General features: G+C 66.0%; 28 protein-coding genes. 14 read left to right on the forward strand and 14 right to left on the reverse strand.

The annotated features are described in order from the left end of the window. The first annotated feature begins 430 nt into the window (after positions 1-430). Positions 431-1336 carry an NmrA/HSCARG family protein gene (locus tag EAO80_RS04960; protein WP_122088831.1) on the forward strand — a complete coding sequence of 302 codons (906 nt, stop codon included), beginning with the start codon at positions 431-433 and terminating at the stop codon, positions 1334-1336. On the opposite strand, the gene EAO80_RS04965 is transcribed toward EAO80_RS04960, so the two are convergent. Next, positions 1323-1916 carry a dienelactone hydrolase family protein gene (locus tag EAO80_RS04965; RefSeq protein ID WP_122088832.1) on the reverse strand — a complete coding sequence of 198 codons (594 nt, stop codon included), beginning with the start codon at positions 1914-1916 and terminating at the stop codon, positions 1323-1325. The genes EAO80_RS04960 and EAO80_RS04965 overlap by 14 nt on opposite strands. A gap of 51 nt (positions 1917-1967) precedes the next feature. On the opposite strand from EAO80_RS04965, the gene EAO80_RS04970 reads away from it, so the two are divergent. Next, complete coding sequence (locus EAO80_RS04970; RefSeq protein WP_122088833.1) at positions 1968-2813, forward strand: PspA/IM30 family protein; 846 nt, start codon at positions 1968-1970, stop codon at positions 2811-2813. Between the two features lie 32 nt (positions 2814-2845). Here EAO80_RS04970 and EAO80_RS04975 read toward each other — a convergent pair whose 3' ends face one another. After that, positions 2846-3340 (reverse strand): HPP family protein, encoded by a 495-nt coding sequence (locus EAO80_RS04975; protein WP_122088834.1) that lies wholly within the window; start codon positions 3338-3340, stop codon positions 2846-2848. A 107-nt stretch (positions 3341-3447) separates the two neighbouring features. On the opposite strand from EAO80_RS04975, the gene EAO80_RS04980 reads away from it, so the two are divergent. Further along, positions 3448-4470, forward strand: coding sequence for a hypothetical protein (locus EAO80_RS04980; RefSeq protein ID WP_122088835.1), 1023 nt, complete (start codon positions 3448-3450; stop codon positions 4468-4470). Positions 4471-4479: 9 nt separating this feature from the next. Here the strand turns inward: EAO80_RS04980 and EAO80_RS04985 are convergent, their stop codons facing one another. After that, a complete protein-coding gene (locus EAO80_RS04985; protein ID WP_122088836.1) occupies positions 4480-5493 on the reverse strand; it encodes a hypothetical protein in 1014 nt (337 codons plus the stop codon). A gap of 172 nt (positions 5494-5665) precedes the next feature. Here EAO80_RS04985 and EAO80_RS04990 point away from each other — a divergent pair, with 172 nt between their 5' ends. Together EAO80_RS04990 and EAO80_RS04995 are read left to right on the forward strand one after the other, a co-directional pair. After that, the gene (locus EAO80_RS04990; RefSeq protein WP_122088837.1) at positions 5666-6694 is read left to right on the forward strand and encodes a hypothetical protein; all 1029 of its coding nucleotides are present in this window, start codon (positions 5666-5668) and stop codon (positions 6692-6694) included. 41 nt (positions 6695-6735) lie between these two features. After that, positions 6736-6942 (forward strand): hypothetical protein, encoded by a 207-nt coding sequence (locus tag EAO80_RS04995; protein ID WP_122088838.1) that lies wholly within the window; start codon positions 6736-6738, stop codon positions 6940-6942. On the opposite strand, the gene EAO80_RS05000 is transcribed toward EAO80_RS04995, so the two are convergent. Beyond that, positions 6943-7992, reverse strand: coding sequence for a hypothetical protein (locus EAO80_RS05000; RefSeq protein ID WP_122088839.1), 1050 nt, complete (start codon positions 7990-7992; stop codon positions 6943-6945). It abuts the gene before it with no gap. A 136-nt stretch (positions 7993-8128) separates the two neighbouring features. On the opposite strand from EAO80_RS05000, the gene EAO80_RS05005 reads away from it, so the two are divergent. Next, positions 8129-8653 (forward strand): FxLYD domain-containing protein, encoded by a 525-nt coding sequence (locus EAO80_RS05005; protein WP_245998459.1) that lies wholly within the window; start codon positions 8129-8131, stop codon positions 8651-8653. Here the strand turns inward: EAO80_RS05005 and EAO80_RS05010 are convergent. The 4 genes from EAO80_RS05010 to EAO80_RS05025 all read right to left on the reverse strand — a co-directional run bounded on the left by EAO80_RS05010 (position 8642) and on the right by EAO80_RS05025 (position 12147). Beyond that, positions 8642-9676, reverse strand: coding sequence for a dipeptide epimerase (locus tag EAO80_RS05010; protein ID WP_122088841.1), 1035 nt, complete (start codon positions 9674-9676; stop codon positions 8642-8644). The two genes, EAO80_RS05005 and EAO80_RS05010, sit on opposite strands and share 12 nt — an antisense overlap. Beyond that, complete coding sequence (locus tag EAO80_RS05015; RefSeq protein WP_122088842.1) at positions 9673-10686, reverse strand: DUF1611 domain-containing protein; 1014 nt, start codon at positions 10684-10686, stop codon at positions 9673-9675. The genes EAO80_RS05010 and EAO80_RS05015 overlap by 4 nt, the downstream gene beginning before the upstream one ends. 202 nt (positions 10687-10888) lie before the next feature. Continuing rightward, positions 10889-11767, reverse strand: coding sequence for a Vms1/Ankzf1 family peptidyl-tRNA hydrolase (locus EAO80_RS05020; protein WP_122088843.1), 879 nt, complete (start codon positions 11765-11767; stop codon positions 10889-10891). A gap of 26 nt (positions 11768-11793) precedes the next feature. Further along, complete coding sequence (locus EAO80_RS05025; RefSeq protein ID WP_122088844.1) at positions 11794-12147, reverse strand: DUF5802 family protein; 354 nt, start codon at positions 12145-12147, stop codon at positions 11794-11796. Between the two features lie 117 nt (positions 12148-12264). Between EAO80_RS05025 and EAO80_RS05030 the strand changes: the two genes are divergently transcribed. Further along, positions 12265-12888, forward strand: a complete 624-nt coding sequence (locus EAO80_RS05030; protein ID WP_122088845.1) for a DUF1405 domain-containing protein — start codon at positions 12265-12267, stop codon at positions 12886-12888. Positions 12889-12941: 53 nt separating this feature from the next. After that, a complete protein-coding gene (locus EAO80_RS05035; RefSeq protein WP_122088846.1) occupies positions 12942-13595 on the forward strand; it encodes an ArsR/SmtB family transcription factor in 654 nt (217 codons plus the stop codon). Here EAO80_RS05035 and EAO80_RS05040 read toward each other — a convergent pair whose 3' ends face one another. Next, a complete protein-coding gene (locus EAO80_RS05040; RefSeq protein WP_122088847.1) occupies positions 13596-14051 on the reverse strand; it encodes a hypothetical protein in 456 nt (151 codons plus the stop codon). 88 nt (positions 14052-14139) lie between these two features. Between EAO80_RS05040 and gatD the strand changes: the two genes are divergently transcribed. Both gatD and EAO80_RS05050 read left to right on the forward strand, forming a co-directional pair. Continuing rightward, entirely contained in the window at positions 14140-15381 is a 1242-nt protein-coding gene (gene gatD / locus EAO80_RS05045) for a Glu-tRNA(Gln) amidotransferase subunit GatD (protein ID WP_122088848.1), read from the forward strand. Then, entirely contained in the window at positions 15372-16271 is a 900-nt protein-coding gene (locus EAO80_RS05050) for a GNAT family N-acetyltransferase (RefSeq protein ID WP_122088849.1), read from the forward strand. The genes gatD and EAO80_RS05050 overlap by 10 nt, the downstream gene beginning before the upstream one ends. Here the strand turns inward: EAO80_RS05050 and EAO80_RS05055 are convergent. After that, the gene (locus tag EAO80_RS05055) at positions 16246-16536 is read right to left on the reverse strand and encodes a ubiquitin-like small modifier protein 1 (protein ID WP_122088850.1); all 291 of its coding nucleotides are present in this window, start codon (positions 16534-16536) and stop codon (positions 16246-16248) included. The two genes, EAO80_RS05050 and EAO80_RS05055, sit on opposite strands and share 26 nt — an antisense overlap. Before the next feature lie 147 nt (positions 16537-16683). On the opposite strand from EAO80_RS05055, the gene EAO80_RS05060 reads away from it, so the two are divergent. After that, a complete protein-coding gene (locus EAO80_RS05060) occupies positions 16684-16911 on the forward strand; it encodes a helix-turn-helix domain-containing protein (RefSeq protein WP_122088851.1) in 228 nt (75 codons plus the stop codon). A gap of 131 nt (positions 16912-17042) precedes the next feature. Here EAO80_RS05060 and EAO80_RS05065 read toward each other — a convergent pair whose 3' ends face one another. Further along, the gene (locus tag EAO80_RS05065; protein ID WP_122088852.1) at positions 17043-17522 is read right to left on the reverse strand and encodes a cation:proton antiporter regulatory subunit; all 480 of its coding nucleotides are present in this window, start codon (positions 17520-17522) and stop codon (positions 17043-17045) included. A 129-nt stretch (positions 17523-17651) separates the two neighbouring features. Between EAO80_RS05065 and EAO80_RS05070 the strand changes: the two genes are divergently transcribed. After that, positions 17652-18869 carry a cation:proton antiporter gene (locus tag EAO80_RS05070; RefSeq protein WP_122088853.1) on the forward strand — a complete coding sequence of 406 codons (1218 nt, stop codon included), beginning with the start codon at positions 17652-17654 and terminating at the stop codon, positions 18867-18869. A gap of 61 nt (positions 18870-18930) precedes the next feature. Next, positions 18931-20088, forward strand: coding sequence for an NAD-binding protein (locus tag EAO80_RS05075; protein ID WP_122088899.1), 1158 nt, complete (start codon positions 18931-18933; stop codon positions 20086-20088). Here EAO80_RS05075 and EAO80_RS05080 read toward each other — a convergent pair. From EAO80_RS05080 to EAO80_RS05090, 3 genes are all read right to left on the reverse strand, one after another. Continuing rightward, positions 20085-21092, reverse strand: a complete 1008-nt coding sequence (locus tag EAO80_RS05080) for an AI-2E family transporter (RefSeq protein WP_122088854.1) — start codon at positions 21090-21092, stop codon at positions 20085-20087. The two genes, EAO80_RS05075 and EAO80_RS05080, sit on opposite strands and share 4 nt — an antisense overlap. Positions 21093-21161: 69 nt before the next feature. After that, positions 21162-21890: a nucleoside phosphorylase gene (locus EAO80_RS05085; protein ID WP_122088855.1), complete on the reverse strand. Its 729-nt coding sequence runs from the start codon at positions 21888-21890 to the stop codon at positions 21162-21164. 46 nt (positions 21891-21936) lie between these two features. Further along, positions 21937-22728 carry a DUF63 family protein gene (locus EAO80_RS05090; protein ID WP_122088900.1) on the reverse strand — a complete coding sequence of 264 codons (792 nt, stop codon included), beginning with the start codon at positions 22726-22728 and terminating at the stop codon, positions 21937-21939. 209 nt (positions 22729-22937) lie between these two features. On the opposite strand from EAO80_RS05090, the gene EAO80_RS05095 reads away from it, so the two are divergent. Further along, on the forward strand, positions 22938-23621 hold the full coding sequence (locus tag EAO80_RS05095; RefSeq protein WP_122088856.1) for a helix-turn-helix domain-containing protein: 684 nt from the start codon (positions 22938-22940) through the stop codon (positions 23619-23621). Positions 23622-23638: the final 17 nt, after the last annotated feature.

A 23638-nucleotide genomic window follows, 5' to 3' on the forward strand; every position in this document is an offset into this window, starting at 1 on the left:
TAAAAAACCGTTTCGGAGCCGAGGGACTGTGCCCTCGCCCCGTCGAAAACCTCCTCCATCTCATCGATTCCGAGAACGAACTCCGGGCCGAACTCGCCGGCCGGCATCCGGTAGCCCGGACCGACCTCGCCGTCGCGGGAAGACTCCCACTCCGCCTCCTCGGCGATCAGTCGTCAGTTGTAGCCGTACGAGTCGTGGGTGAGAAGCGTCACCATACTCGGCGGGTTCGGTCGGTCGGCTGTTGAACGGCCGACCGGAAGGAGCGCCCGCCCCCTGGAACCGGTAACATCAACGTCACCCCGTTACACGAGCGTCGCCGAGCGGTTATGTGGTTCGGCAACGAATCAGGTAACGTCGTGATACCGACTCGAACCCCGATCCAACGACCGGCCGAACGGCGCGTGAATCGACTGACGACGGAGGACCGACGATGAGCGATCCGAGATCGGTCCTCGTGACTGGCGCGACGGGCAACCAGGGCGGCGCGGTGGTCGACCACCTGCTCGCCGCCGGGGCCGAGTTCGACGTCCGCGGGCTCACTCGCGACGCCGACAGCGACGCGGCGAGCGAACTCGAGGAGCGGGGCGTGACGATGGTCGAGGGCGACCTGAACGAGCCCGAGACGCTCCGCGATCCCGTCGGCGACGCCGACGCCGTCTTCGCGGTCACGAACTTCTGGACGGAGGGATACGAGGGGCAGGTCCAGCAGGGAAAGAACCTCGCTGACGTCGCGAGCGAGGAGGGCGTCGAGCAGTTCGTCTTCAGCGGCGTCGCCAGCCACGATCAGGAAACCGGCGTCTCGCACTTCGATTCGGCCTGGGAGATCGACCAGTACGCCCAGGAGCTTGACCTCCCGCTGACGGTCCTCCAGCCGGTCTTCTTCCTCCAGAACCTCGAGGCGTTCGCCGAGGACGTCATGGAGGGGACCCTCGCGCTCCCCCTCGAGGAGGGCGTCCCCCTCCAGATGGTCGACGTCGACGACGTGGGTCACGCGGCAGCGGTCGCCCTCGAGCACCCCGAGGAGTTCGTCGGCGAGCGCTACGACCTCGCGGGCGACGAGGCGACCCTCGAGGAGACGGCCGCCGTGCTCTCGGAGGTCACCGGCCACGAGGTCGAGGCCGTCCACGTCCCGATCGAGGAGGCGTATGACTCCTTCGGCGAGGAGTTCACCGTCATGTGCGAGTGGTTCAACGAGGTCGGCTACGACGCTCCGATCGACGACCTCCCCGAGACCTTCGGCTTCGAGTTCACCGGCCTCGAGGCGTACCTCCACGAGCACGGCTGGGAGGAAAAGGAGGGAATGGCCTCGGTTCCCGGCTGGGTCAAGGCGCTCTGAGCCCGGCGAAAAAGTCCGCAACCGACCCCGCGATCCGCTCGTGTTTGCCGAGGAAGAAGTGATCCGCCGGAAGCTCTAGGAGCTGTGCTCCGCGTTCTCTGGCCGCTTCGACGATCGGCTCCCACTCGGTAGTCGTGTCCCGCGTCCCGTAGAGCACCTGCAGGGGACAGTCGAGAGCCTCGACAGCGTCGACCACCTCGAGGTCGCCGCCCACCTGCGCGGCGGGCGCGAGCGCAGACACCCCAATCAACGGTTCCTCGACCGATGCTGCGGCCAGCATCGCCATCGCGCCGCCGAAACTGTAGCCGAACACACCTATCGAATCGTACTCCCCGGCGGCCCACCGGATCGCGTTGCGTGCGTCCTCGCGCTCGCCGCGGCCCTCGTCCCACTCGCCGTAATCGAAGCGCAGGCAGGCGATCCCTCTCTTCCCCAGTGCCCCGCTTACTGCTTTCAGTCGGGGATCGCCCCGGTGTCCGCGCTGTTGGGGATGGGGCGGGCAGGCGACGACGACCGTGTCGCCCGCGCCGTCGAGCGTCCCGCGGACGTCCCGAGCGCCGGGGATCGCCACGTCGGTCATACGCCCCGTTCGGCGGGGATATTTTTAAGCACTGGGCCGCAATGACGGTCCATGGGAATACTCTCGCGGATGTCGTACGTCATCCGGTCGAAGGTCAACACGGTCCTCAACCGGTCGGAGGACCCCCGTGAAACGCTCGATTACTCCTACGAGCAGATGCGCGACCGCCTGCAGGACGTCAAACAGGGGATCGCGGACCTCACGACCCAGAAGAAACGATTGGAGATGCAGAAACGCCGCCTCGAGGAGAACGTCGAGAAACACAACGAGCAGGCCCGCGAGGCCGTCGCGCAGGACCGCGACGATCTGGCCCGACAGGCCCTCGAGAAGAAGAAGACGAAGATGAGCCAGATCGAACAGCTGGAGGACCAGATCGCGGACCTCCAGAACAAACAGGAGAAGCTCGTCGAGCAGAAGAACGAACTCCAGAGCCGCATCGAGCAGTTCCGCACGAAAAAGGAGACGATGAAGGCCCAGTACGAGGCCAGCGAGGCCAGCGTCCGCGTTTCGGAAGCGATGACGGGCGCGGGCGACGAGATGGAGGACGTCTCGCGGGCCATCGAACGCGCAGAGGAGGACACCGAGGAGATGGAAGCCCGCTCGGAGGCGATGGACGAACTCCAGGACACCGGCGCCTTTGACGACGCGCTCTCGGACAAGGACAGTATCGACCGCGAGCTCGACGCCGGCCGGACCAATAGCGAGGTCGAGGCGGAACTCGAAACCCTGAAAGGCGAGATGGGCAAGGGAACCGCGACCGAGGGGAGCGAGGACGACACGGAGGCGGAGATGGACGTCGACGTCGAGGAGCGCGACGCCGAGGCCGACGTCGAGGAGGAGTTAGAATCGAACGAGATCGACGAGGAGCTAGAGGAGATCCGCGACGAGCAGCGGTAGTACACGGCGCCCGTTTTCGAACCGACGGACAGTTACTCCCCGATCACCCGTTCGAACAGCGCGAGCACCACGGAGTGTACCTCGACGAGCACGACGACGCTCGCGACGATGATCGCGACCTGAAGCGTCGAGGAGAGGAGCCCCAGCGAGACGATCAGGGTCGTCGCACACGCCGGCGCGTGGTTCGTGTTCGTCGCGATCATTCCCCAGCTCGTCAGGACGATCGAGCAGACGCCGCTGGCGGCGAGGCGCAGCCCGTCGGGGGAAAACGCCGCCGGCGTCGTCGTGATCGCCACGCCGTTGGCGAGGAGGGTGTAGGCGACGAGACCGACGATCCCGCCGATGAGGTGGCTGCCGACGATTCTATACGTTCTGGTGCGCTCGCCGCGGCGATCGAACGCGAGAATGAACGCCGAGGGGCCGAGACTCGGGAAAACGAAGGGCTGGCCGCTCGCCCATGCAACGAGCCCGAGGACCGTAAAGAGGAACCCCGCATAGAGGCTCGTCCCCAGTCGCCGTCGAACCATATCCGTCCTCCACCGTCGCGTCCTAAAACCCTGTCCAACCCGTCGGCAGTGCCCACAGCTCCGTAATCGGCAGATTGAGGTGTCGAACGCGTCTACGCGGATCCACTGTGAGTGACTCGGATGACCTCGTGCCGCCAGCGAACACGATGCGCGAGCGAACCGACGAGAGCACGGTGAAGATCTGGTTTCTCATCACGGCCAATCGATGGCTCGTCACCGCCGTCCTCTCGGCCGTGATGGTCGCCATCTTCGTCGGGCTCTACTTCCTCGGGCCGACCAACCTGCGGGGCGTTCTGAGTGCGTCGTCGGTCGGCAACGTCTTCGGCTCGGTGATCATCGCCGTCACCACCGGCGTCTCGCTCATCCTGGCCATCGCCCAGCTCGTGTTGTCCGAGCAGATGGGGCCGCTCGGCGAGAAACAGGCCGAGATGCGCGACCAGATTGACTTTCGTAGCGATGTTGAGGACCGGATCGACGCCGCCGTCGGCCCCGCGACCCCCTCGGCGTTCCTCTCGGCGCTCATCGAGGCGGTCGACCGGCAGGCACGAGCGCTCGACGAGTCGCTCGCGGACGACGATGTCGAGGAACTGCACGCGTACGCCGACTCGCTCATCGACCACGGCAAGCGGGTCAGCGACCAACTCGAGAGCACCGAGTTCGGCTCCTTCGAGGTGATCCTGCCGGTGTTGAACTACAACTACTCATGGAAGATCGTCGCCGGCCGGAAGCTCTCGGCCAAACACGCCGACTCGATCACGGACGAGACCGCCGAGCACCTCGACGCGGTGGTCGAGGCGCTGCGGTTTTTCGCGCCCGCCCGCGAGTACTTCAAAATGCTGTACTTCCAGTGGGAGATAAACAACATCGCGCGGGGCGTGCTGTACGCCTCGGTTCCGTCGCTCGCGCTTGCGGCCTACATGATCCTCGCGTTCGACGCGACCCTCATTACGGGATCGGTGCTCGGGCTCCCCTATCGCTATCTCGCCGTCGGCGTCATGTACTCCCTCGCGCTGTTGCCGTTTACGGTGGTGCTCGCCTACATCCTGCGGATCGTCACCGTCACGAAACGGACCCTGGCGCTCGGGCCCTTCATCCTCCGGGAGACCAAACAGACGGGCGAGGTCGACTGAACCGGATCGTCAGTGCTCGGTCACGTCCGTCACGGCCGCCGTCCCCTCCTCGACTTCCTTGTTCGGGACCATCGGTCCGATCGAGGCCGTCCGTCGGGTGACCGTCGCCGAGCGAAGCACGAACGCCGAAAGCAGCGCCAGCGGCGAGAGCACCACGAGGATCAGCGGGATGATCACCTGTGGGGCGATCTCCGGCGAGATGGTCAGCCCGCCTGATTCACCGTACAGCAAGCCGGTGCTCAACGCCGCGAGGACCGCCGGGATTCCGAGGTAGGTGATCAGCCGTGAGAGCCGCGAGAGCTCCCGCTCCATGTACGTCGTCTTGAAGTGCGAGCGCGCGACGTTGAACAGCTGGAGGGTCTCGATCAGATCGGTCAGGGCCTCGTCGCTTTCCTCGTCGATCCCCTCCGCGTGTTCGTTCTGGAGGTAGCGTCCGGCGTAGATCTGCTGGGAGTCGTCGTAGTCGATCGTGAGCGAAACGGCTCGAAAGGTCCCGAAATCGGCGTCGTCGAGACGGTCGCGGGCTTCGCCGGCGGTCTCGGCGACGGTCCGTGCGTACTCGGAGATCTCCCGCTCGCGTTCGTTGTCCTCTGCGACCGTCTCCCCGAGGCGGATCGCCCGGTCTTCGACTGCACTCATCACCACTTCGAGCAGCGCGGTCGGTTCGGCGGGACTGGCGTGAACGTCCGCTTTCCGTGCGATGTCCTCGCGCAGTTCCATCACGCCGTCGAGACGCTCGCGCAGTTGGCTGGCGGCGGCGAACTGCCGCGAGAGGATCAGCTGGTTGATCGTGATGACGATCGTGACGACGCTGAAGGTGCCCGCGACCATGCCGTTCGCGAGGCGATTGATCGAGTTCTCGTTCGTGAAGGCGATCACGTCGGTCGCGGTCAGTACCGCGAGGACGATGCCGCTGACGGCGAGGATCCCTGCCGCGATGAGAAACCGGTTCGCATCGAGGAGGACCCACCGCAGCAGTCCGCTCTCCGAGCCGGTCGCCGGTCCCGTTCGGTCCTCATCCATCGCTCGGGCCTACTCACGTCCGGGGTAAAAAACGCCTCCCGGCAGTGGCGAACGTCGCCGGTCGCGGGCCAGCGGTTCCATGGCCTGCGGGTGGGAATACACCCGGGTCCCCGGATCGGGACGCTGAAGCGGATACCCCACCCTTTTGTAAGCACTCTCCTACCACATCGTCATGAGCGACGAGCCGAGCGATACGATGCGCGAGCGCGCCGAGGGCAGCGGCCTCCGGCTGTGGGTGTTGATGCGGATGAACCGGTACGCGCTTGCGGGGGCGATCCTGCTCGGCGTGTTCGTCGCGATCGTCTCGCTGGGATTCGTCGGTCTGAACCCGCTGCGGATACTCTCAGTACAGGACCCCGACGCGATCCAGACGCTGTTCAGCTCGATGATCGGGCCGATCATCACGGGCGTGACGCTGGTGGCGACGATCGGGCAACTCGTGCTCTCACAGGAGCTCGGCGCGGTCGGCGACCAGCGCGAGCGCATGCAGGAGGCCATGGAGTTCCGCCGCGACATCGAGTCCAAAACTGACCAAGGTGTCAGCCCGCCCGAACCGTCGGCGTTCCTGCGCGAACTCGTTGCAGGGGTCGAGGACCACGCCGAACGGCTCCGCGAGGAGATGGCCGACGAACGCGACGAGGAGCTCAAAGAGCGAGTCACCGACTACGTCGACGCCCTCGACGAACACGCAGAAACAGTCCGCGAGGAGATCGAGGACACCCAGTTCGGGACGTTCGACGTGCTCTGGGCCGCGCTCGATTTCAACTACTCCTGGAAGATCTTCCAGGCACGCCAGATCCGCACCGACCACAGCGACTCGCTCTCCGAGGAGGCCGACGAGGCCCTCGACGACCTGATCGTCTCCCTGCAGTTCTTCGGGCCCGCCCGCGAGCACTTCAAGACGCTGTACTTCCAACACGAGTTGATCGCCCTCTCGCGGTCACTGTTGTACGCCGGACCGCCGGCACTGGTCGTCGTCGCCGCGATGATCATGTACGTCGACCCGAGTTCCGTCTCGGGGACCGTCCTCGGGATCGATACCCTCACACTGTTGGTAGGCGGGGCGTTCGTCCTCACGCTCACGCCGTTCGTCCTGCTGATCAGCTACATCCTCCGGATCGCGACCGTCGCCCAGCGGACGCTGGCGATGGGTCCGTTCATCCTCCGCGAGTCGAGCCGGGACGCCGAAAGCGACGTCTGAAACCCCAGGAGTTACCCCCGCCGGCTTCGATTCGAACACGGATGACCGATGACAGCACCACGTGGGAGTTTCGAACGCTCGTCCCACCGCGGGAGGCGACCCAGAAGGAGGCGGACGACCCCGAGGCGGAGATGAACGAACTCGGTGCGGAGGGCTGGGCGTTCGCCGGAACGATCGACTACACCGGCGGCGGCACGAAGTTCCTGCTGTTCAAACGACCGCGCTCAGCCGGCGAGGACGGCGACTGATCAGTTGTCGATCGCGCCGATGTCTTCGGCGTCCTCCTCCTCGCGAAGGATGAACGGGCCGATAGTGAGGGTCCGTTGGGAGACCGTCACCATCCGCAACACGAACGACAACAACAGCGCGAACGGGAACAGCGAGAGGACGATCACGAACGAGACGAGCACGAACGCGCTGTTCAGACCGACGATCGTACCGGAAAAGGGCTCGATGTCGAAGGCGAAGCCCATGAACGTCGTCAGCCCCAGTGCGGGCATCGCCGTGTAGAGCAACACCCGCGAGACGTCGATCAGTTCGTGTTGGTAGTACAGCAGCTTGAAGTACTGGCGGGCGGGGCCGAAGAGGCTGAGGTTCTGGACCAACTCGTCGAGCAGATGGTCCGTCTCCGCGGAGAGTCCGCCCTCGTGACGTCCCCGGAGCCGACGGGCGGTGCGGGTCTTCCAGGAGTAGTTGAAGTCGAGCACCGCCGATAGCGTCTCGAAGGTGCCGAACTCCGCGTCGTCGAGGTCGTCCATGATGCGATCGCTGTGATCCGCGACGAGGCCGGCGAATTCGGCGACCTCCGCCGTGGCCTTCGAGTCGGGCTCCTCTGTGACCTGCTCGGACAGCGCCGTCGCGTCCTGTCTGGCGCCCAAAAGCAGGGTGCGAAGGAAGCCCGTCGGCGTCGCGGGCGGGACGCCGACGTCCATCGAGGTCTGGACGTCCTTGCGGAACTGGATCTCGTCCTGCATCCGGCTTCGCTGCTCGCCCAGATCGCCCATCTCCTCCGAGAGGATGAGCTGGCCGATCGTCAGCGTCAGCGCGATGCTCGTGACCGTTGCGAGGAAGATCGACTGGAACAGCGAGCGGATCTGGTCGGTCGAACGGACGGTCTCGAACGGCTGCGGGAAGAGCGCCCCCGCGAGCAGGATGATGGCGAACGCGACGACGAGGAGGAGTCCCGCGACGAACCACCGGTTTCCGTCGATCAGGAACCAGGTCTTGGGGCGGCTATCGCCGACCCGTTCGCGCATCGTATCCGGCGGCGGCGAAAGGTGCCCGTCAGAGTCGTTCACGGTTCGGTTTTCGATTCGAGCGTGCTATACCCTTCCTTTCGAGTCGCGAACGCTCCACCGGGGTGGGTATCAAGGGCCAGATTCATGCCCGGTCGATTCGAGAATGGACATATGACACGGAGCGAGCGAGCCGAACGTGGAGGGGGTCGGTAGCATGGAGCGCCACGACGATGTCGACCGCCGAGCGGTCCTCTCGGCTCTCGGAGCGGGCTCGCTGGCGGGGCTGGCCGGCTGTCTGGGGTCGGGGTCGGGATCGTCCTCCAAGCCGTCCTACGAGGACGGCGAGGTCCCCGACGAGATCAACGGCAGCGCGCGCAATACGAGCGAGGCGTCGGCCGCCTACAGCGCCGGCAGCACGAGTCCGCGAACCGATCTGGCCCCCCTATCGAACCTCTCGATCACCGATCACGAGTTCTCGTTCGAGGGCGGCTACACTGGATCGACGGTCCAGGGAACCGTCGAGAACGCCAGCGACGACCGAATCGACACGGCGGAGGTCCGGGTGCGGGTGTACAACGGCGACGGCCAGCAACTCGGGATGTACATCGCTTCGACCACCGACCTCGACGGCGGATCGACCTGGTCCTTTCAGGTGATCGTCCTGGATTCACCCGCCGACATCGCCGACTACGACATCGCGGTCGTCGGCCTACCGGACTGACGCTCCCGTTCCGCGCTCGACGCTTGCGAGGTCGATCCCTCCTTCGGGAAGCGAAACACCCTCGTACGGATCGTCGGCGAGCAACAGCGACCCGTCCAGATCGGCGTAATCGAGCAGCGGGGCGAGATGACACGCCGCCGCGATCGAGGCGTTCGACTCGGTCATACAGCCGAGCATCGTCTCCAAGCCATGTGCGCGTGCCGCCGCGAACATCGCGCGCGCCTCGCGCAGGCTCCCGCATTTCATCAGCTTCACGTTCGCGATGTCCGCGATCTCCGCAACCTGCGGGATATCCGAAAGCGTCACACAGGACTCGTCGGCGGCGATCGGGAGCGCCGATCGCTCGCGAACGAAGGCCATTCCCTCGGGGTTCTCGGCGGGAACCGGCTGTTCGACGAACTCGACGCCGAACTCGGCGAGCGCCTCGATCTTCCGTACCGCTTCGCGGGGCGACCACGCCTCGTTGGCGTCGACCCTGATCGTCGCCTCGGGCGCTTCGTCCCTCACGGTCTCGATGATCTCCTCGTCCCGTTCCGTCCCGAGTTTGACCTTCAGCGTCGAGTAACCGCGCTCGCACGCGGTCGCGGTCTTGCCACGCATCGACTCGACGTCGTCGATCCCGATGGTGTAGGAGGTCTCGGGGAGGTCCTCGGGATCGAGACCCCAGCATCGGTAGAGCGGAAGGCCGAGCCGTTTCGCGACCAGGTCGTGCAGCGCGATCGACACCGCACACCGCGCCGCGGGGTTCAGATTGACTCGCTCGCGCATCCGGCGCTCGATCCGTTCTAGCTGGTGAGGGTCGCCTACGCCCTCGACGGTTTCGAGAAGGGTCGGTAAGACGGCCTCGACGGTGTCGACCGTCTCGCCGTAGTGGGCCGAGGGTGCGGCCCCACCGATCCCCTCGTCCCTGCCGTCGCTCACCCGGACGATCACGTTCTCGGTCTCCTCGGTCGTCCCCCGCGAGATGGTGAAGGGAAACTCGAGTGGGAGGATGACCCGCTCGAACCCCGTTTCGAGGCTCACAACAGCGCCTCCAGTACGTCGTCCTTCTCGAACCGGACGGGGTCGGTCGCGGGCACACCGAGATCCGAGCCGTACTGGGAGACGGCATCGCGGGCGGGCCCCTCGTCGACGATGTCCATCGTGTTCAGCGCACCCGCGGCCACCTCCGTCTCGTGCACCGGCGCGGCCAAGTCCTCATAGAGGTCGATGTACTCGTCCATCGGCGGGATCGAGACGTCCTCGTAGCCGTGGATCGACTCGCGCCCGGCGGCGTGACAAAGTACCAACGAATCGGGCATCGACCCGTGGAGGATCCCGCAGGTGACCGCCGAGTAGGCGGGATGGATGATGGTCCCCTGGCCCTCGACGAACAGGTAGTCGTGCTCGTCGCCCTTCTCGACGATCATCTCCTCGACGGCGCCCGCGGTGAAATCCGAGACGACGCGGTCGATCGGGTTGCCCCACCCGTCGATCATGATCCCGGTCTGACCCGTCGGGATGAACGCGGCGTCGATCCCGCGCTCCTGGGCGGCGCGCGCGAGTTCGAGCGAGACGGTCATCTTGCCGACCGAGCAGTCCGTGCCCACGGTGAGGATCACTTCGGCGTCGACGTCCTTCGCGACTCCCCGACTCACTGTGAGGTCCTCGTCGGGTTTGCGGACGTCCCACAGTTCGCAGTCGTTCTCCGCCGCGAGCGCGACGAACTCCTTGTCCTCCGAGAGGAAGTAGTGGAGACCCGAGATGACGTCACAGCCCCGGTTCAGGGCGTTGACGACGTCCGCGCGCCAACTCTCGTCGAACCCGCCGCCGATGGGCGCGATCCCGATCAACAGCGCGTCTGCCTCCGCGACGTCTTCCATCCCCTCGACGATGGGGGCGTCCGGAACGCCGGGAACGTAGTCCGCGACCTGTCCGCCGGCGTGGTCGCGGTCCAGCACCGCGGTGACGTCGTAATCGCCGTAGCGGATGACGCCGACGGCGGTTTTCGCTCGCTCGGGGAACTTCTCGTGTGCGAGAACTGCGACTTGCATACCGGAGGGATGCACAACGGGGTGTTAACCCTTTAGATGCCGATCGGACGGAGCCTCCCGTCGCGGTGTGTACCGCCACGCCGGTCGCCGCCCCATCGAACCCCGATCGTATGAGGAGTGTCCCCGATACTGTCCTCCTCTTCGGGACGGTTCCCTTCGTCCTCCCGGTCGTCATTCGAGGGACCTCCCTCATCCGGGGCGACTATAGACGGTACAGCCGTGCGGTGAAGAACTCGTGAAACGCCTGTTCGAGGGCCTCGCGGGGATCGCCGGTCGCGTCGACCGCCCGCGTCGCGTCGGCGTCGAACTCCTTCAGGAGGGTTCGCTGGCCGACGACGATCAGTCGCTCCGATTCGCGCCCGGCAAGCGCCTTGCGGCATTTTGAGAGGTGCTCGCGGATCTGCCCGTCGCGCCGGCGCTCGAAGCGCCCCTGTGAGAACCCTCCCTTCGAGTGATCGCCCTTCACGTCGCTCTCGAAGCCGCGAAACGATCGGCACTCGCGCCCGCGATACTCGCCCATCGCGAACAGGTCCGAGCGCACGAGCACGAAGGCGAACTCGCCCTCCGGGAGGAACCAGCCGGGCTCGATCTCGACCGCGTCGCTCCACGTTCGAAAAGGGGCGGGGGCGAGCGGCGGTCGCAGGGCGACACTCACGAGACCGGCGTCGTCGGTGACCGCGAGACACGGACTGGCCCGCGAGAGAAGCGGAGTCCGCTCGCCGAACGCCGTCGCGACCGCCTCGGGGGTCTTGCCGCCGATCATCGCCGTCAGAACGCCCTCCTCGTCGGTTCGAAAGCTGTCCAGCCGATTCAACACCTCACGGAGTCGATCGCCGCGCAGCGTCTCGACGCCACGGAACTCCAGTTCGGCCTCTTCGTCCGTCCGTTCGAGCCGCCCCTCCAGATCGCTGATCCTGTCTTCGAGGCGGTTCTCACGCTCGTCTACCGCCTGTCTGTCGCGGACGGCCTCGCGACGGCGCTCGCGCTCGGCCTCGAAGCGCTCCTCGAGGCGACGGCGCTCGTCCTCGAGCGCCGCGATACGCCCCTTGAGTTCGGATCGGCCGAGCAGCTCGTCGAGCATGCCGGAGAAGGGCAAGCCGGCGGCTTTTATCTTCCGGCCCGTCCACCGGAAACGATATCGAGCAGTTGGGAGGCGCGATCTGCCTTCGCCAGCAGGACCTCACGGGGGGCCGGAAGCGTATCGACGTAGCCCGGGTCGAGCCGTTCTTCGGGGATCATCAGCGTGTGTTCGGGGACGCCGTCGTCGCCGTGAACGGCGAAGTGCTGCTGGGAGAGCTTCATCACGAGCGGGAGGTCGAGGCGCTCTACGCCGTCCCCGGTGGCATAGAGCTGCTCGTTGACTAACTCGTGGTGATCACGCCGCAACACCGCCTGCTCCCCCTCGTAGGGTTCGACGAACAGTCGTCCGACGTAGTAGCTTCGGGAGAATGTCTCAAACATGCTATACAGTACCATGTTTGGTGGGGACGGATATAACGGTTGTGGGACATGTTTATATCGAACCGCGGGACGAGGACAGCGGTACGGCTTTGTCAGTGGCGCTCGCCTCACCAGACGATGATTCCTCGCAGGTACGCCCACTACTACCTCGAGAACGCCCCCAGTTTGGTCTGGCTCGTCGGCGTGAACGTCCTCGCGATGCTCGTCGGGATGCGTTTTTACGTCGAGACGATGCCGGCAGTCCCGACCTTCCTGTGGCCGTTCTACCTCGACTCACCGGCCGCGTTGTTTCTCGCGACCGCCTCGTTCGTGACGCTGCTCGTGAACCTCGGCCGTCCGTTGGACGACGTCCCGCACAACCGCGCGCTCGCGTATCTCCATACGCTCGCGTTCGTCTGGCTCGTGAAGTACGGCCTGTGGACGTTCCTCGCACTCAACCTCGGATTCTCGAACTACTTTCCCGATCTGTACGACTACTGGTTCATCGTCATCACGCATCTGGCGTTCGTCCTCGAAGCCTACCTGATACCACACTACGGGACGACGACGCGGGGTGCGCTTGGCCTGTCGCTCGTGGTGCTTCTGGCGAACGATCTCTTCGATTACGGAATGGGCTTCCATCCGCCGCTCCGCTACGACCCCGGGATTGCACTCCCGCTTGCGACTGTCGGGCTGTCGGTTCTCTCGGTCTGGCTGGCGTTTCGTGCGTTCGATCGACTCGAGCCTGCTACTGCAAGCTGATGATGCGGGAACGGAGACACGCTTTTCAGTCCTCATCGCTTACCTCGGGATAGATGGACTCCGCGGCGTTGCTGGATCTCCTCGGAAACGAAAACCGACGGCGGATCCTGCGTCTTCTCTCACACAAGCCCTGCTACGTCACGGAGATCTCGGAATACCTCGAGGTGAGCCCGAAGGCAGTGATCGACCACCTCCGCAAACTCGAGGAGGCGGGGCTGGTCGAGAGCCGCACCGACGATAAACGCCGCAAGTACTTCCACATCGCGCGCAACCTCCGGCTGGAGGTGAGCGTTTCGCCGTACGGCTTCGCCTCGAAGAGCGCCTACCCCGCGAGTTCGAGCCTCGACATGACGAGCTCCTGTACCCACCTCTCGATCAACGTCACCGCCACCGACGGCGGGGACGTCTGCGATCTGGCGAGCGAGCTCAGAACACTGGAGGAGCTCGAAGACGAGCTCTCCCTGGCCCAGCGCTGGGTGCAGGGTCGGATCGCGAAGGCCCACGAGCGCATCAGCGAGACGATCGGCGACGCGGAGAACAGCCGCCTGTACGCGGCGGTGCTCTCGGCGCTCGACGGCGGGGCGACCGACACGGAGACGATCGCAAAACAGACCGACCTCCCCGAACCGATCGCCGAGGACGCCCTCTCGGTGCTCGCGGACCACGGGATCGTACAACGGAACGACACCGGCTGGGCGCTCGACTGATCAGATCTCGCGGGTGAGCCCATCGCGCAGATCCGACCCGAAGTACGCCCCGAGCCCACAGACGACGAGCCCGACGACCGCGCCCAGCGCCGCAACCGTCAGCCCGCTGCCGGCGATGATCCACACCAGATAATCGGACGCCGTCGAGAGACCAACCACCGCTCCGCCCGCGACGCCGGCCTCCGCTACCGGGCGTGTCTCGCTCGCGACCCCGAGGAGAAAGGCTCCCAGAAAGGCACCGACGACGCCGCCCGCGATCGGGACCGTTGCGCCGCCGACCAGTGTGCCCGCGAGGACGAGCGCGAGCGCGAGGCCGAACCGTTTCGGCGAGAACAGCGTCTCGGCCCGCTCTCGAACCCGTCGGCGAGCGCCCGCCGTCGCCGCCTCCGACTCGCCGAGGGCGACCTCGTGGTCCGCGCTTCGGGTTTCGGTTAGCTGGTCGGTTCGTTTCGCCATACCACCCGTCGTTCCTGTACGACAATGGACCTTTCGACCGCACCGACCGAACGGATGGATTGAAGTCCAGCCGCCGGAATCCAATGGTATGAACGCAGGCGACCGCGTCCGCGCGAGGCGGGCCGACACGACCTATGAGGGCGTCCTCCTGCCCTCCTCGACGCCCGACCATCTCGTGCTCAAGCTCGATGGGGGGTACAACGTCGGCGTCGATCGCGAGGACGCCGAGGTCGAGCTCCTCGAAACAGACGTCTACGAGATCGGTGGCGAGGGCAACGGCGAGGAGTCGGCCGTCGAGTTCGACGACGACCTTCCGACCGTCTCGCTGATCTCGACGGGGGGAACGATCGCCTCGACGGTCGATTACCGCACCGGCGCGGTGACCGCACAGTTCGACGCCGAGGACGTGCTCCGCGCGGTGCCGGACCTCGCGGGGCTCGCGAACTACCGGGGACGCGTGGTGACGAACATCCTCTCGGAGAACATGACGCCCGCAGTGTGGCGCGAACTGGCCGAGGCGGTCCACGAGGAGATCGAAAACGGTGCCGACGGCGTCGTCGTCATGCACGGCACCGACACGATGCAGTTCTCCGCGTCGGCGCTCTCCTTCATGCTCGACACTCCGGTTCCCGTCGTCTTCACCGGCAGCCAGCGCTCTGCGGACCGACCCTCCTCCGATAACGTCATGAACGCGGTCTGTGCGGTCGAGGCCGCGAAAAGCGACCTCGCGGAGGTGCTCGTCTGCATGCACGCAAGCGAGTCCGACGACCGCTGTGCGCTCCACCGCGGGACGCGGGTCCGGAAGAACCACACCTCCCGGCGGGACGCCTTCGAGACGGTCGGACGAAAACCGCTCGCGGAGGTCGACTACGGGAGCCGCGAGATCGTGACCCGCCGCGAGCACGCGACGCGAGGGGAGCGCGAACTGGCGCTCTCACCCGACCTCGAAGCCGACGTCGAACTGCTGAAATACACGCCCGGGATGGGGCCCGAGGCGCTCGAACCCTATGAGGACGTGGTGGGCCTCGTGATCGAGGGAACTGGATTAGGACACGTCCATACCGACTGGATCCCCCGGATCGAGGAGTTGGTCGAGTCGGGGATTCCCGTCGTGATAACCAGCCAGTGTCTCGAAGGGCGGGTCTGCGATCGGGTCTACGATACCGGCCGGGATCTGTTGGATGCGGGCGTGGTCGAGGCCGGCGACACCCTGCCCGGTACTGCGAAGGTCAAGCTCATGTGGGCGCTCGCGAACGCCGATTCGCCCGCCGAAACCATGCGGACTGATCTGGCGGGCGAACTCACCGAACGATCCGTCCCATGGAGCTGAGGGACGCTCGACTGGAGGACCACGAGGCGGTCGCCGCCTTCACCCGGAACACGTGGCCCGACCGGGAGGTCGGCGACTACCTGCCCGACATCTACCCCGAGTGGATCGAGGGCGAAAACCACACTCTCGTGGCCGAGGCGGGCGAGGACGTCGCCGGGGTCGCCCAGTGTACGATGCTCTCGGAGACCGAGGCGTGGTGTCAGGGGATGCGCGTCAACCCCGAGTACCGCGGCGAGGGGGTCGCCCGCCGGCTCACCCACGCGCTGTTCGATTGGGCGCGTGATCAGGGAGCGCTCGTCGCCCGTAGCATGGTGTTCTCGTGGAACGTCCCGAGCATGGGCCTCTCGCGGCGGATCGGATTCGACCCCGCAGCGGAGTACCGCTGGGCCATTCCCGAACCGGACCCCAACGCCGAGCCCGGCCTGGCGGTCACGGCCGAGCCCGACGCGGCGTGGCACGCCTGGACCGACAGCGACGCCCGTAACGAGGTGGAGGGGCTCGCGCTCGACCCCGAGGAGACGTGGGCGGTCTCGGAGCTCTCCCGCGAGGACCTCCGCCGGGCGGCCGACGAAACCGCGGTCTTCGCGGTACGCGACGACGGGCTCCGCGGAATGAGCTATCGGGTGCGCGACTACGGGCGCGAGGGCGAGGACGGAGTCGAGCACTGGGCGGAGTACGGGATCGGCGCCTGGAACGACCTCGAAGCGGGGCGGGCGTTGTTCGACGCCATCGCCCGCGACGCCGCCGAGGTCGGTGCCGACCGCACGCGGGTGTGGATCCCCGAGACGACGGGTTACGTCTCGGACGCGGCGTACCTCCGGGCCGGGGCCTCCGAGGAGCCCGACCTCGTGTTCGCGGCCGACCTCACCGCCGACCGGACCCACCGCTAACTGGAGGAAAGAGCGCGAGCTCGTCGCCGTCGCCGAGTTCGGTGTCCAGTCCCTCCTCCTGGGTGAAGACGTTCGAGCCGTTGCGAAGCAGGTTGATGTGGTCCTCGAGCCCGCCGCTCTCGTCGAGGAGGCGGTCTTCGAGCGCCGGACGGGAGGCCAATAGCGCCTCGAGTGCCTCGCCGACCGTGTCCCCGGGGCCGGCGTCGACCGCGATCCGTTTCCCGCCCGCCACCTCCGCGAGATCGGCGAAGAGTTTCCACTCCATGTCCTCTCTCGCGACTGCGTCCGAATGAGCGTTCCGCTCGCGGCCTCGTCACACGCCACCACGACTCATTATGCGATTATATAACACACTTACGGATTAACTCATATATGGATTAGTTTTATACCGAATGACGGAGATCACTCGAGTATGAGCACCACAGCACTGACCCACGACAGAACCGAGATCCCGGCCGAGATCGATTCGGCCAGTTCGAAGCTCGTCTACCTCTACCTGCACACCGCCGGCGAAGCGACCGTCGAGGAGCTCCAGTCCTCGCTGGGCATGAAGCAGCTCGCGCTGTTCCCGGTCCTCGATACCCTCTCGGGCGAGGGTCTCGTCGACCGCGAGGGCGAGCGCTACACCGTCGCGGCCTGATCGAGCGCGTAGACGACCTCGTCTTTTTCGAGTCCGATCCAGATTAGTAGTGCCTCGGCCCCACGAGGGGTTGGGCGAGGATCGAATCGGGTATCGGAGGTCGCTTCCGGCGAGCGACCTAGGCCTGCCGGCTACTCCAAGAGCGCCTCGAATTCGGTTTGGTTCTCGCGGCTACCGACCGCGACGGCCACGTCGCCCGCTTCGAGCCGGAAGTCGGCCTCGGGGCTCGCGATGCACTCCTCGCCGCGCTCGATGGCGACGATCGTCGTACCGGTGCGCTCGCGGATGTCCGTCTCCGCGAGGGTCTTGCCGACGATGGGGTCGTCGGAATCGAGGGTGTACCATTCGAGGATAACGCCCTCGCCGAGCGTCGTCTCGGGCGATTTCGTTCTGACGGGCTGGAAGTACGCCCCCTCGAGGATCGACCCGACGACCCGCGACTCCTCGTCGGTCAGGTCAAGCAGTTCCTCGCTGTCGGCGTCCGGGGTCTCCCGGTAGAACAGTTCACGCCGCCCGCTGTTGTGGATGACGACGACCGCCACGCCCCCTTCCTCGAGGGCGACCTCGAAGCGCTTTCCCACCCCCGGGAGATCGGTTTCCGAAACGTCCATACCCTGCGTTTCGGCTTCGGCCGTATAAATATGGAACCCTCGCCGGGATGGAAAGGCTATTCCCCGACCTCCCGCATCGACTAGCCATGTACCGACAGTCGAGCGACCCTCGTTCTCCGAGTCGCTGACATGGCCGTCGAGAACCACCTGCTCGACGTCGGGATCATGTTCGCCGCCGTCGCCGGCGTCGGCGTCCTCGCCGACCGCCTCGATCAGTCGGTCATCCCCTTCTACATCCTGATCGGCATGGTGCTCGGGCCGCACGTCCTCGGCGAGTTCGGCCTCCCGTACGTCGAGGAGACGGCGTTCGTCGAGATCGGTGCGGAGCTCGGGATCGTCTTCCTCCTGTTTTTCCTCGGACTGGAGTTCAACCTCGATCGCCTCGTCGAGAACCGCGACCGGATCGGGAAAGCCGGAACGATCGATCTCGGGATCAACTTCGGGGTGGGGCTCGTCCTCGGCTATCTCGTCTTCGGGTCGCTTCTCGCGGCCGTGCTCGTCGCGGGGATCGTCTACATCTCCTCGTCAGCGATCATCACGAAGTCCCTGATCGATCTGGGCTGGATCGCAAACAGCGAGAGCGACCCAATGCTCGGCACGCTGGTCTACGAGGACCTCTTCATCGCGGTCTACCTCGCGGTCGTCTCGGCGCTCGTGGTGGGTGGCGGGGACGTGGCTGAGGCGGTCGAATCGGTCGGGCTCGCGCTGGGATTCATCCTCGCGTTGCTCCTGCTCGTTTACTTCGGCACCGGGTGGTTCGAGCGCGCGCTCCACACCCAGTCCAACGAGTTCTTCGTCCTGCGGGCGATCGGGATCACCGTCCTCGTCGCTGGCGCGGCGCTCGCTGCCGGGGTAAGCGAGGCCGTTGCGGCCTTCTTCATCGGAATGGCCTTCAGCTCGACGGACTACGTCGACGAACTCGAACACAACCTGGAGGCGATTCGCGACACCTTCGCTGCGATCTTCTTCTTCTGGATCGGCCTCGTGACCGACCCCACGCTCTTTCCGGCGGTCGCCGGGTTGGTCGCGCTCGCGGCGCTGGTCACGACGCCGACGAAACTCGTCAGCGGGTTTCTCGGCGGGAGAGTCTACGGGCTCGACGACCGGCGCTCGACCCGAGTGGGACTGGGGATGGTCACGCGCGGGGAGTTCTCGCTGATCATCGCGACGGTCGCGCTGGGCGGGGCCGGCGCGACCCTCCCCGCCGAGACGGCGAACACCATTTATGCCTTCGCAGTCGGCTACGTCCTCGTGATGAGTATCCTCGGGACGACCCTGATGCGCTACTCCTCGCTGTTCGAGGAGCGTGTGGTCGCTCGCCTCCCCGGCGATCGCGCCCGAGCCTGACCTCGGGGTACGACCGCCCTCAACACGAGAGGTCTATACCGTCGAGCGCGCGAGGGTGCGTATGGAGTGGGGCGAACGCTGGGGACTGATCGGCACGCACCTGACGGTCGCGCTGACGGGAATCGTCGCCGTGCTCTCGATCATTACGGGGATCGCGAACATCAGCGCGCCGGCGGTTGGACTGCTCTACGACCTGATCGACCTCCCGACGGTTGTCCACCGGACGGCCGGCTTCACGGGCGCAATGACCGGGTTCCTGATGCTGCTTTCGGCCTACGGCCTCCGCGACCGTCTCCGCGTGGCCTGGTGGTCGACGGCCGTGTTGCTACCGGTGACCGCGGTCCAGGGGCTGCTCCAGTCGAGCGTGCTCTCGATCCCCCTCATCGTGATCTCCGCGCTGGCGATGCCGAACCTGCTTGCGAACCGGAGCCATTTCGAGCGCGAGCTCCAGCTCACGAACACACAGATCGCCGCCGGCCTCGCGCTGGTGGGCGCACAGGCTTATGGCACGCTCGGCACCTACGCGCTGCGCGAGGAGTTCGGCGAGGTCGAGACGATCCTCGACGCCTTTTACTTCACGCTGGTCACTGCCAGCACGGTCGGCTACGGCGATGCGACCCCCGCCACTCAGCAAGCCCGGCTGTTCGGGATGTCGGTCCTGCTCGTAGGCACCGCGAGCTTCGCGGTCGCGCTCGGTGCCCTGCTCAGCCCCGTCATCGAAGCCCGCTTTGCGGCCGCACTCGGAAGAATGAACGACGCAGAACTCGCTACACTGGACGATCACGTACTGGTTCTCGGCTACGGTGAACTCACCGAGCCGATCCTGCAGGAACTCGAAGGCCGCGCGGCCTTCGTCGTCGTCACCGATCACGACGAGCGCGCCGACCGGCTGGCCGAGCGCGACCTCCTCGTCCTTCGAGGAGATCCGAGCGACGAGGAAACCATCGAGCGCGCCGGGCTCGACCGGGCGCGGGCGGTCGTCGTCGCGACCAACACCGACGCTGAGGACGCCCTGACCGTGCTCACCGTCCGCCAGCTGCGCCCCGACGTCCGCATCGTCTCGGCCGCGACCGAACGCGAGAACGTCGTCAAGCTCAAACGCGCCGGCGCCGATACGGTGATCAGCCCGGCAACCATCGGCGGGCGGCTCATGGTCCAATCGGCGCTGGGCCGCGAGGACACCGAGGACATCGCGGACAGGCTGTTAGGAAGCGACTAGAGCGCCTCGTAGTACTCGTCGAAGAGTTCGAGGACGACCTTCAGTGCGCCGACGAGGATCGGCCCGATGAACAGCCCCATGAACCCCATCAGGTAGACGCCGCCGATGACGCCGACGATGATGATGCTCGGGTTGAGTTCGGCGTGGCGGTCGACGACGATCGGCCGGAGGAAATCGTCGGTGGCGCTCACCACGATCAGCCCCCAAATGGCCAGGGCGACTCCCGCCACCATCTGGCCGCTCGCGACGAGGTAGATCGCCGCGGGCCCCCAGATCAGGATGGAGCCGACGACCGGGATCAGCGACAGGACGATCATGATGAAGGTCCAGAAGACGGCGTTGGGAATTCCAGTAACGATCAGCCCGAGCCCCGCGATCCCGCCCTGGACGGTCGCGACCAGAACGTGACCGAGCAGGACCGCCCAGGTGATGTCGTTCAGGCTCGTATAGAAGTCGTCCTGGAGCGTCTCCGGCAGCGGCGTGACGGTCCGAACCCACGCGTAGAGCTTCTCGCCGTCCTTCAACAGGAAGAAGAGGATGAAGACGAGCAGCCCCAGACCGATGAGGGCGTGCGTGACCGCCGAGAACACGCCCGGAACGCTCCCGGCCAACGTCTGTGCAGCGCTTTGTGCGTACCCGCTCACCCGCGAGGCGATGTCGATCTGCTGGCCAGTGTACTGCTGGATCATCGCTTCAGCCTGTGAGACGCCGAACCCACTGAACCCGCCGTTCTGGAGCTGTTGTGCGAGTTGCATTGCGTCGCCCGCGACGGTGGCCCCGATCACGACGAACGGGATGAAAAACGCGATCACCGCGCCGACGATCAGGACCGTCGCGGCGATCCCCTGTCCCATCCGGGATTCGAGACGCCGCTGCAGCGGGTAGAGAACGAACGCGAGCAACAACGCGAGCAACACGTACTGGAGGAACGGCTGGATCATCGCGAAGGAAACCGCGAGCAACAGCGCTATCAGAGCAAGTAAGAACCCCCGTCTGACGTTCATACGGTCCCTGAACGCGCCCGGCGGATAAAACACGGCCTTGCGTCACCCGATTAGGGCGATGAAGCGGCCCTACGAGAGCTCGACCACGGCGTCGAGGCTGATCCCGATGGCGCGCTCGACGTTGTCCTTTGCCTTCTCGGGCAGCTCCTCGTCGTCGGTCTCGCCCTTCTGGGTTCCCTCGACGAGGTTGCCATCGACAGTGCAGATCGCGCCGGCGCGCATCCCCTTGCGTCGCGCGAGGGTGAACACCGCCGCGGCCTCCATCTCGACGGAAAGGATCCCCGCCCGTTCCCAGTTCTCGACGTACTCGTCGGTCTCGGCGTAGAAGGCGTCGTCGGAGGCGATCGGGCCGACGTGGACCTCCTCGCCCCGACTCTCCGCGCCGTCGACCAGCGCCGAGAGGACCCCATAATCGGGCACGGCGGGGTAGGTCGCCGACTCGTAGCGCTTCGAGGTGCCCTCGTCCTTGGCCGCGCCGGTCGCGACGATCATGTCACCGATCTCGATGTCGCTCTGGAGCGCTCCGGTCGTGCCCACGCGGATCACCGCCTCCACTCCGACTTCTTCGAGCTCCTCGATCGCGATCGCGGCGGAGGGACAGCCGATTCCCGTCGAACAGATCGTCAGCTCGGTGCCCTCGTAGGTGGCGTTGACGAGCTTGTACTCGCGGTTCTCGGCGACGACCTCGCTCTCGTCACAGAGGCCGGCGATCCGATCGACGCGGCCGGGATCACCGGGAATCAGCGTGATCTCGTTGAGGTCGCCCGGCTCCACTAAGAGGTGTGGCTGTTTCGCCATACACGCGACTCTCGGGGGGCGGTCAAAAGCCGTGCGGTCCGCGTCCTCAGCCCCCGACCGCGAACAGCAGTAGGTTGTGGACGCCGGGACCGAGCCCGACGGCGGCGATCACCCCGAGTAGCAGAAACCCCTCGCTCGGTTCGTCCTCGACGTACTCGGCCATGAGCCAGACGATCGCACAGGCGAGCAGGAGTTTCACGAGGATGAACAGCCAGCCGACCCCGACGAGTTCGGCCGTCGGGAGCCCCTCGGCGACCCCCAGGATCGCCCGCGGAAGCGGCGAGCGTTCGGTGACCTCCAGGACGTCGATCCCGACGGCGGTCGTGACTCCGTCGAGGACGTGCGCCAGCACCACGAACGCGCCCGCCGAGCCGGTCGTGGCGGCGATTCCCGGAACCGCCCGGCCGAACAGCCCCCACGTCCCGGCCGCGAGCGCGAGCGAGAGACCGAGCGCGACGAGCGGCCAAAACGGGTTGATCACGCCCCGCGAGTAGCCCGTCGCGAACACGGCTCCGACCGCGAACACCGCGGCGAGCGTCCCGGTCGCGGCGAGCAGTCGGTCGTCGGCGATCGCCCAGATCGCCCCCGCGAGGACGAACGTGCTGAGGTAGACGCTCGGGGTTCCGAGCAGGGGCGAAACCGCGTCCGGGGCGGCCGCGATCACGTCGAGGACGTGACCCGCCGCGCCGACGACCATCCACGGGGCGAACGCGATCACGGTCGCTTCCCGAACCGGTGGGCGTACCCGCCGGAGCAGCGCGAGGACCGCCGCCGCCGCCACGAGTAACGGGAGGAGGTACGCAAACGGTGGCAGGGCGAAGCCGTCGGGCAGGACCATGTCCATGCGGGCGCGCCGCCGAACGGAAAGCGTTGCGGTCCGATCCCGGTCTTCTAGCTATTCTACCGATTTCAAAACGGTAAAAAAACAGTGGATCGAAACCGACGCGAACACCGTGCTTCTCCCGATTAGAGACCGCTTGAACGTGAGAAACATACGGAACGAGAGTGATCTGAAGCCTTATCACTCCCAGTAATCGGTGGTATACCATGGCGACCATTCTCGAACTTCGACTGCCGATCGAGCAGTTCGCGCTGGCCCGGACGTTCACGACGCTAGCCGATCTGCGCGTCGAGATCGAACGGTTCGCCGCCCAGGAGGAGGGAGCGCTGATGCCGTTCGTCTGGGTCGAGGCCGGCGACTTCGAGGCCTTCGAGGAGGCGCTGGCCGACGACCCGTCGGTCGAGGAGTTCGAGTTGCTGACCGAGCTCGACGACGAGCGGTTCTATCGCATGAGCTGGATCGACGATGTCGAACTCGCGATGCACCTCCTGCTCGAACACGACGCGGCGATCACTACCGCGAACACGACCGGTGATGCGTGGACGTTTCAGGTCATGTGTCCGGACCACGACGCCGTCTCCGAGACGTACTCGTTCTGCGAGGACAACGGGCTGTCGCTCACGGTCGATGCGATCTACGAACTCGGTCATGACGGCGAGTCGAAATACGGCCTCACGGAGTCACAGCACGACTCGATTCTGACGGCAAAGGAGATGGGTTACTACGACGTCCCGCGGTCGACGTCGCTGACCGACCTCGCAGACGAACTGGACATCTCCCATCAGGCCCTCTCCGAGCGGCTTCGCCGCGGACACGGCCGGCTCATCGACCGCGCGCTCGGGGCGGCACCCATGAAGCGAACCGAGAAACCGTCGGAGGCCGATCGGTAGCGTTGCCGGTGCGGCCG

The organism is Halalkalicoccus subterraneus (genome assembly GCF_003697815.1).
Lineage (GTDB): Archaea > Halobacteriota > Halobacteria > Halobacteriales > Halalkalicoccaceae > Halalkalicoccus > Halalkalicoccus subterraneus.

What these genes read in the sequence shown, in the direction of transcription:
- EAO80_RS04960 (WP_122088831.1), top strand. Translation starts at nt 431, where the DNA reads ATGAGCGATCCGAGATCGGTCCTCGTGACTGGCGCGACGGGCAACCAG.
- EAO80_RS04965 (WP_122088832.1), bottom strand. Translation starts at nt 1,916, where the DNA reads ATGACCGACGTGGCGATCCCCGGCGCTCGGGACGTCCGCGGGACGCTC.
- EAO80_RS04970 (WP_122088833.1), top strand. Translation starts at nt 1,968, where the DNA reads ATGGGAATACTCTCGCGGATGTCGTACGTCATCCGGTCGAAGGTCAAC.
- EAO80_RS04975 (WP_122088834.1), bottom strand. Translation starts at nt 3,340, where the DNA reads ATGGTTCGACGGCGACTGGGGACGAGCCTCTATGCGGGGTTCCTCTTT.
- EAO80_RS04985 (WP_122088836.1), bottom strand. Translation starts at nt 5,493, where the DNA reads ATGGATGAGGACCGAACGGGACCGGCGACCGGCTCGGAGAGCGGACTG.
- EAO80_RS04990 (WP_122088837.1), top strand. Translation starts at nt 5,666, where the DNA reads ATGAGCGACGAGCCGAGCGATACGATGCGCGAGCGCGCCGAGGGCAGC.
- EAO80_RS04995 (WP_122088838.1), top strand. Translation starts at nt 6,736, where the DNA reads ATGACCGATGACAGCACCACGTGGGAGTTTCGAACGCTCGTCCCACCG.
- EAO80_RS05015 (WP_122088842.1), bottom strand. Translation starts at nt 10,686, where the DNA reads ATGCAAGTCGCAGTTCTCGCACACGAGAAGTTCCCCGAGCGAGCGAAA.
- EAO80_RS05020 (WP_122088843.1), bottom strand. Translation starts at nt 11,767, where the DNA reads ATGCTCGACGAGCTGCTCGGCCGATCCGAACTCAAGGGGCGTATCGCG.
- EAO80_RS05025 (WP_122088844.1), bottom strand. Translation starts at nt 12,147, where the DNA reads ATGTTTGAGACATTCTCCCGAAGCTACTACGTCGGACGACTGTTCGTC.
- EAO80_RS05030 (WP_122088845.1), top strand. Translation starts at nt 12,265, where the DNA reads ATGATTCCTCGCAGGTACGCCCACTACTACCTCGAGAACGCCCCCAGT.
- EAO80_RS05035 (WP_122088846.1), top strand. Translation starts at nt 12,942, where the DNA reads ATGGACTCCGCGGCGTTGCTGGATCTCCTCGGAAACGAAAACCGACGG.
- EAO80_RS05040 (WP_122088847.1), bottom strand. Translation starts at nt 14,051, where the DNA reads ATGGCGAAACGAACCGACCAGCTAACCGAAACCCGAAGCGCGGACCAC.
- gatD (WP_122088848.1), top strand. Translation starts at nt 14,140, where the DNA reads ATGAACGCAGGCGACCGCGTCCGCGCGAGGCGGGCCGACACGACCTAT.
- EAO80_RS05050 (WP_122088849.1), top strand. Translation starts at nt 15,372, where the DNA reads ATGGAGCTGAGGGACGCTCGACTGGAGGACCACGAGGCGGTCGCCGCC.
- EAO80_RS05055 (WP_122088850.1), bottom strand. Translation starts at nt 16,536, where the DNA reads ATGGAGTGGAAACTCTTCGCCGATCTCGCGGAGGTGGCGGGCGGGAAA.
- EAO80_RS05060 (WP_122088851.1), top strand. Translation starts at nt 16,684, where the DNA reads ATGAGCACCACAGCACTGACCCACGACAGAACCGAGATCCCGGCCGAG.
- EAO80_RS05065 (WP_122088852.1), bottom strand. Translation starts at nt 17,522, where the DNA reads ATGGACGTTTCGGAAACCGATCTCCCGGGGGTGGGAAAGCGCTTCGAG.
- EAO80_RS05070 (WP_122088853.1), top strand. Translation starts at nt 17,652, where the DNA reads ATGGCCGTCGAGAACCACCTGCTCGACGTCGGGATCATGTTCGCCGCC.
- EAO80_RS05075 (WP_122088899.1), top strand. Translation starts at nt 18,931, where the DNA reads ATGGAGTGGGGCGAACGCTGGGGACTGATCGGCACGCACCTGACGGTC.
- EAO80_RS05080 (WP_122088854.1), bottom strand. Translation starts at nt 21,092, where the DNA reads ATGAACGTCAGACGGGGGTTCTTACTTGCTCTGATAGCGCTGTTGCTC.
- EAO80_RS05085 (WP_122088855.1), bottom strand. Translation starts at nt 21,890, where the DNA reads ATGGCGAAACAGCCACACCTCTTAGTGGAGCCGGGCGACCTCAACGAG.
- EAO80_RS05090 (WP_122088900.1), bottom strand. Translation starts at nt 22,728, where the DNA reads ATGGTCCTGCCCGACGGCTTCGCCCTGCCACCGTTTGCGTACCTCCTC.
- EAO80_RS05095 (WP_122088856.1), top strand. Translation starts at nt 22,938, where the DNA reads ATGGCGACCATTCTCGAACTTCGACTGCCGATCGAGCAGTTCGCGCTG.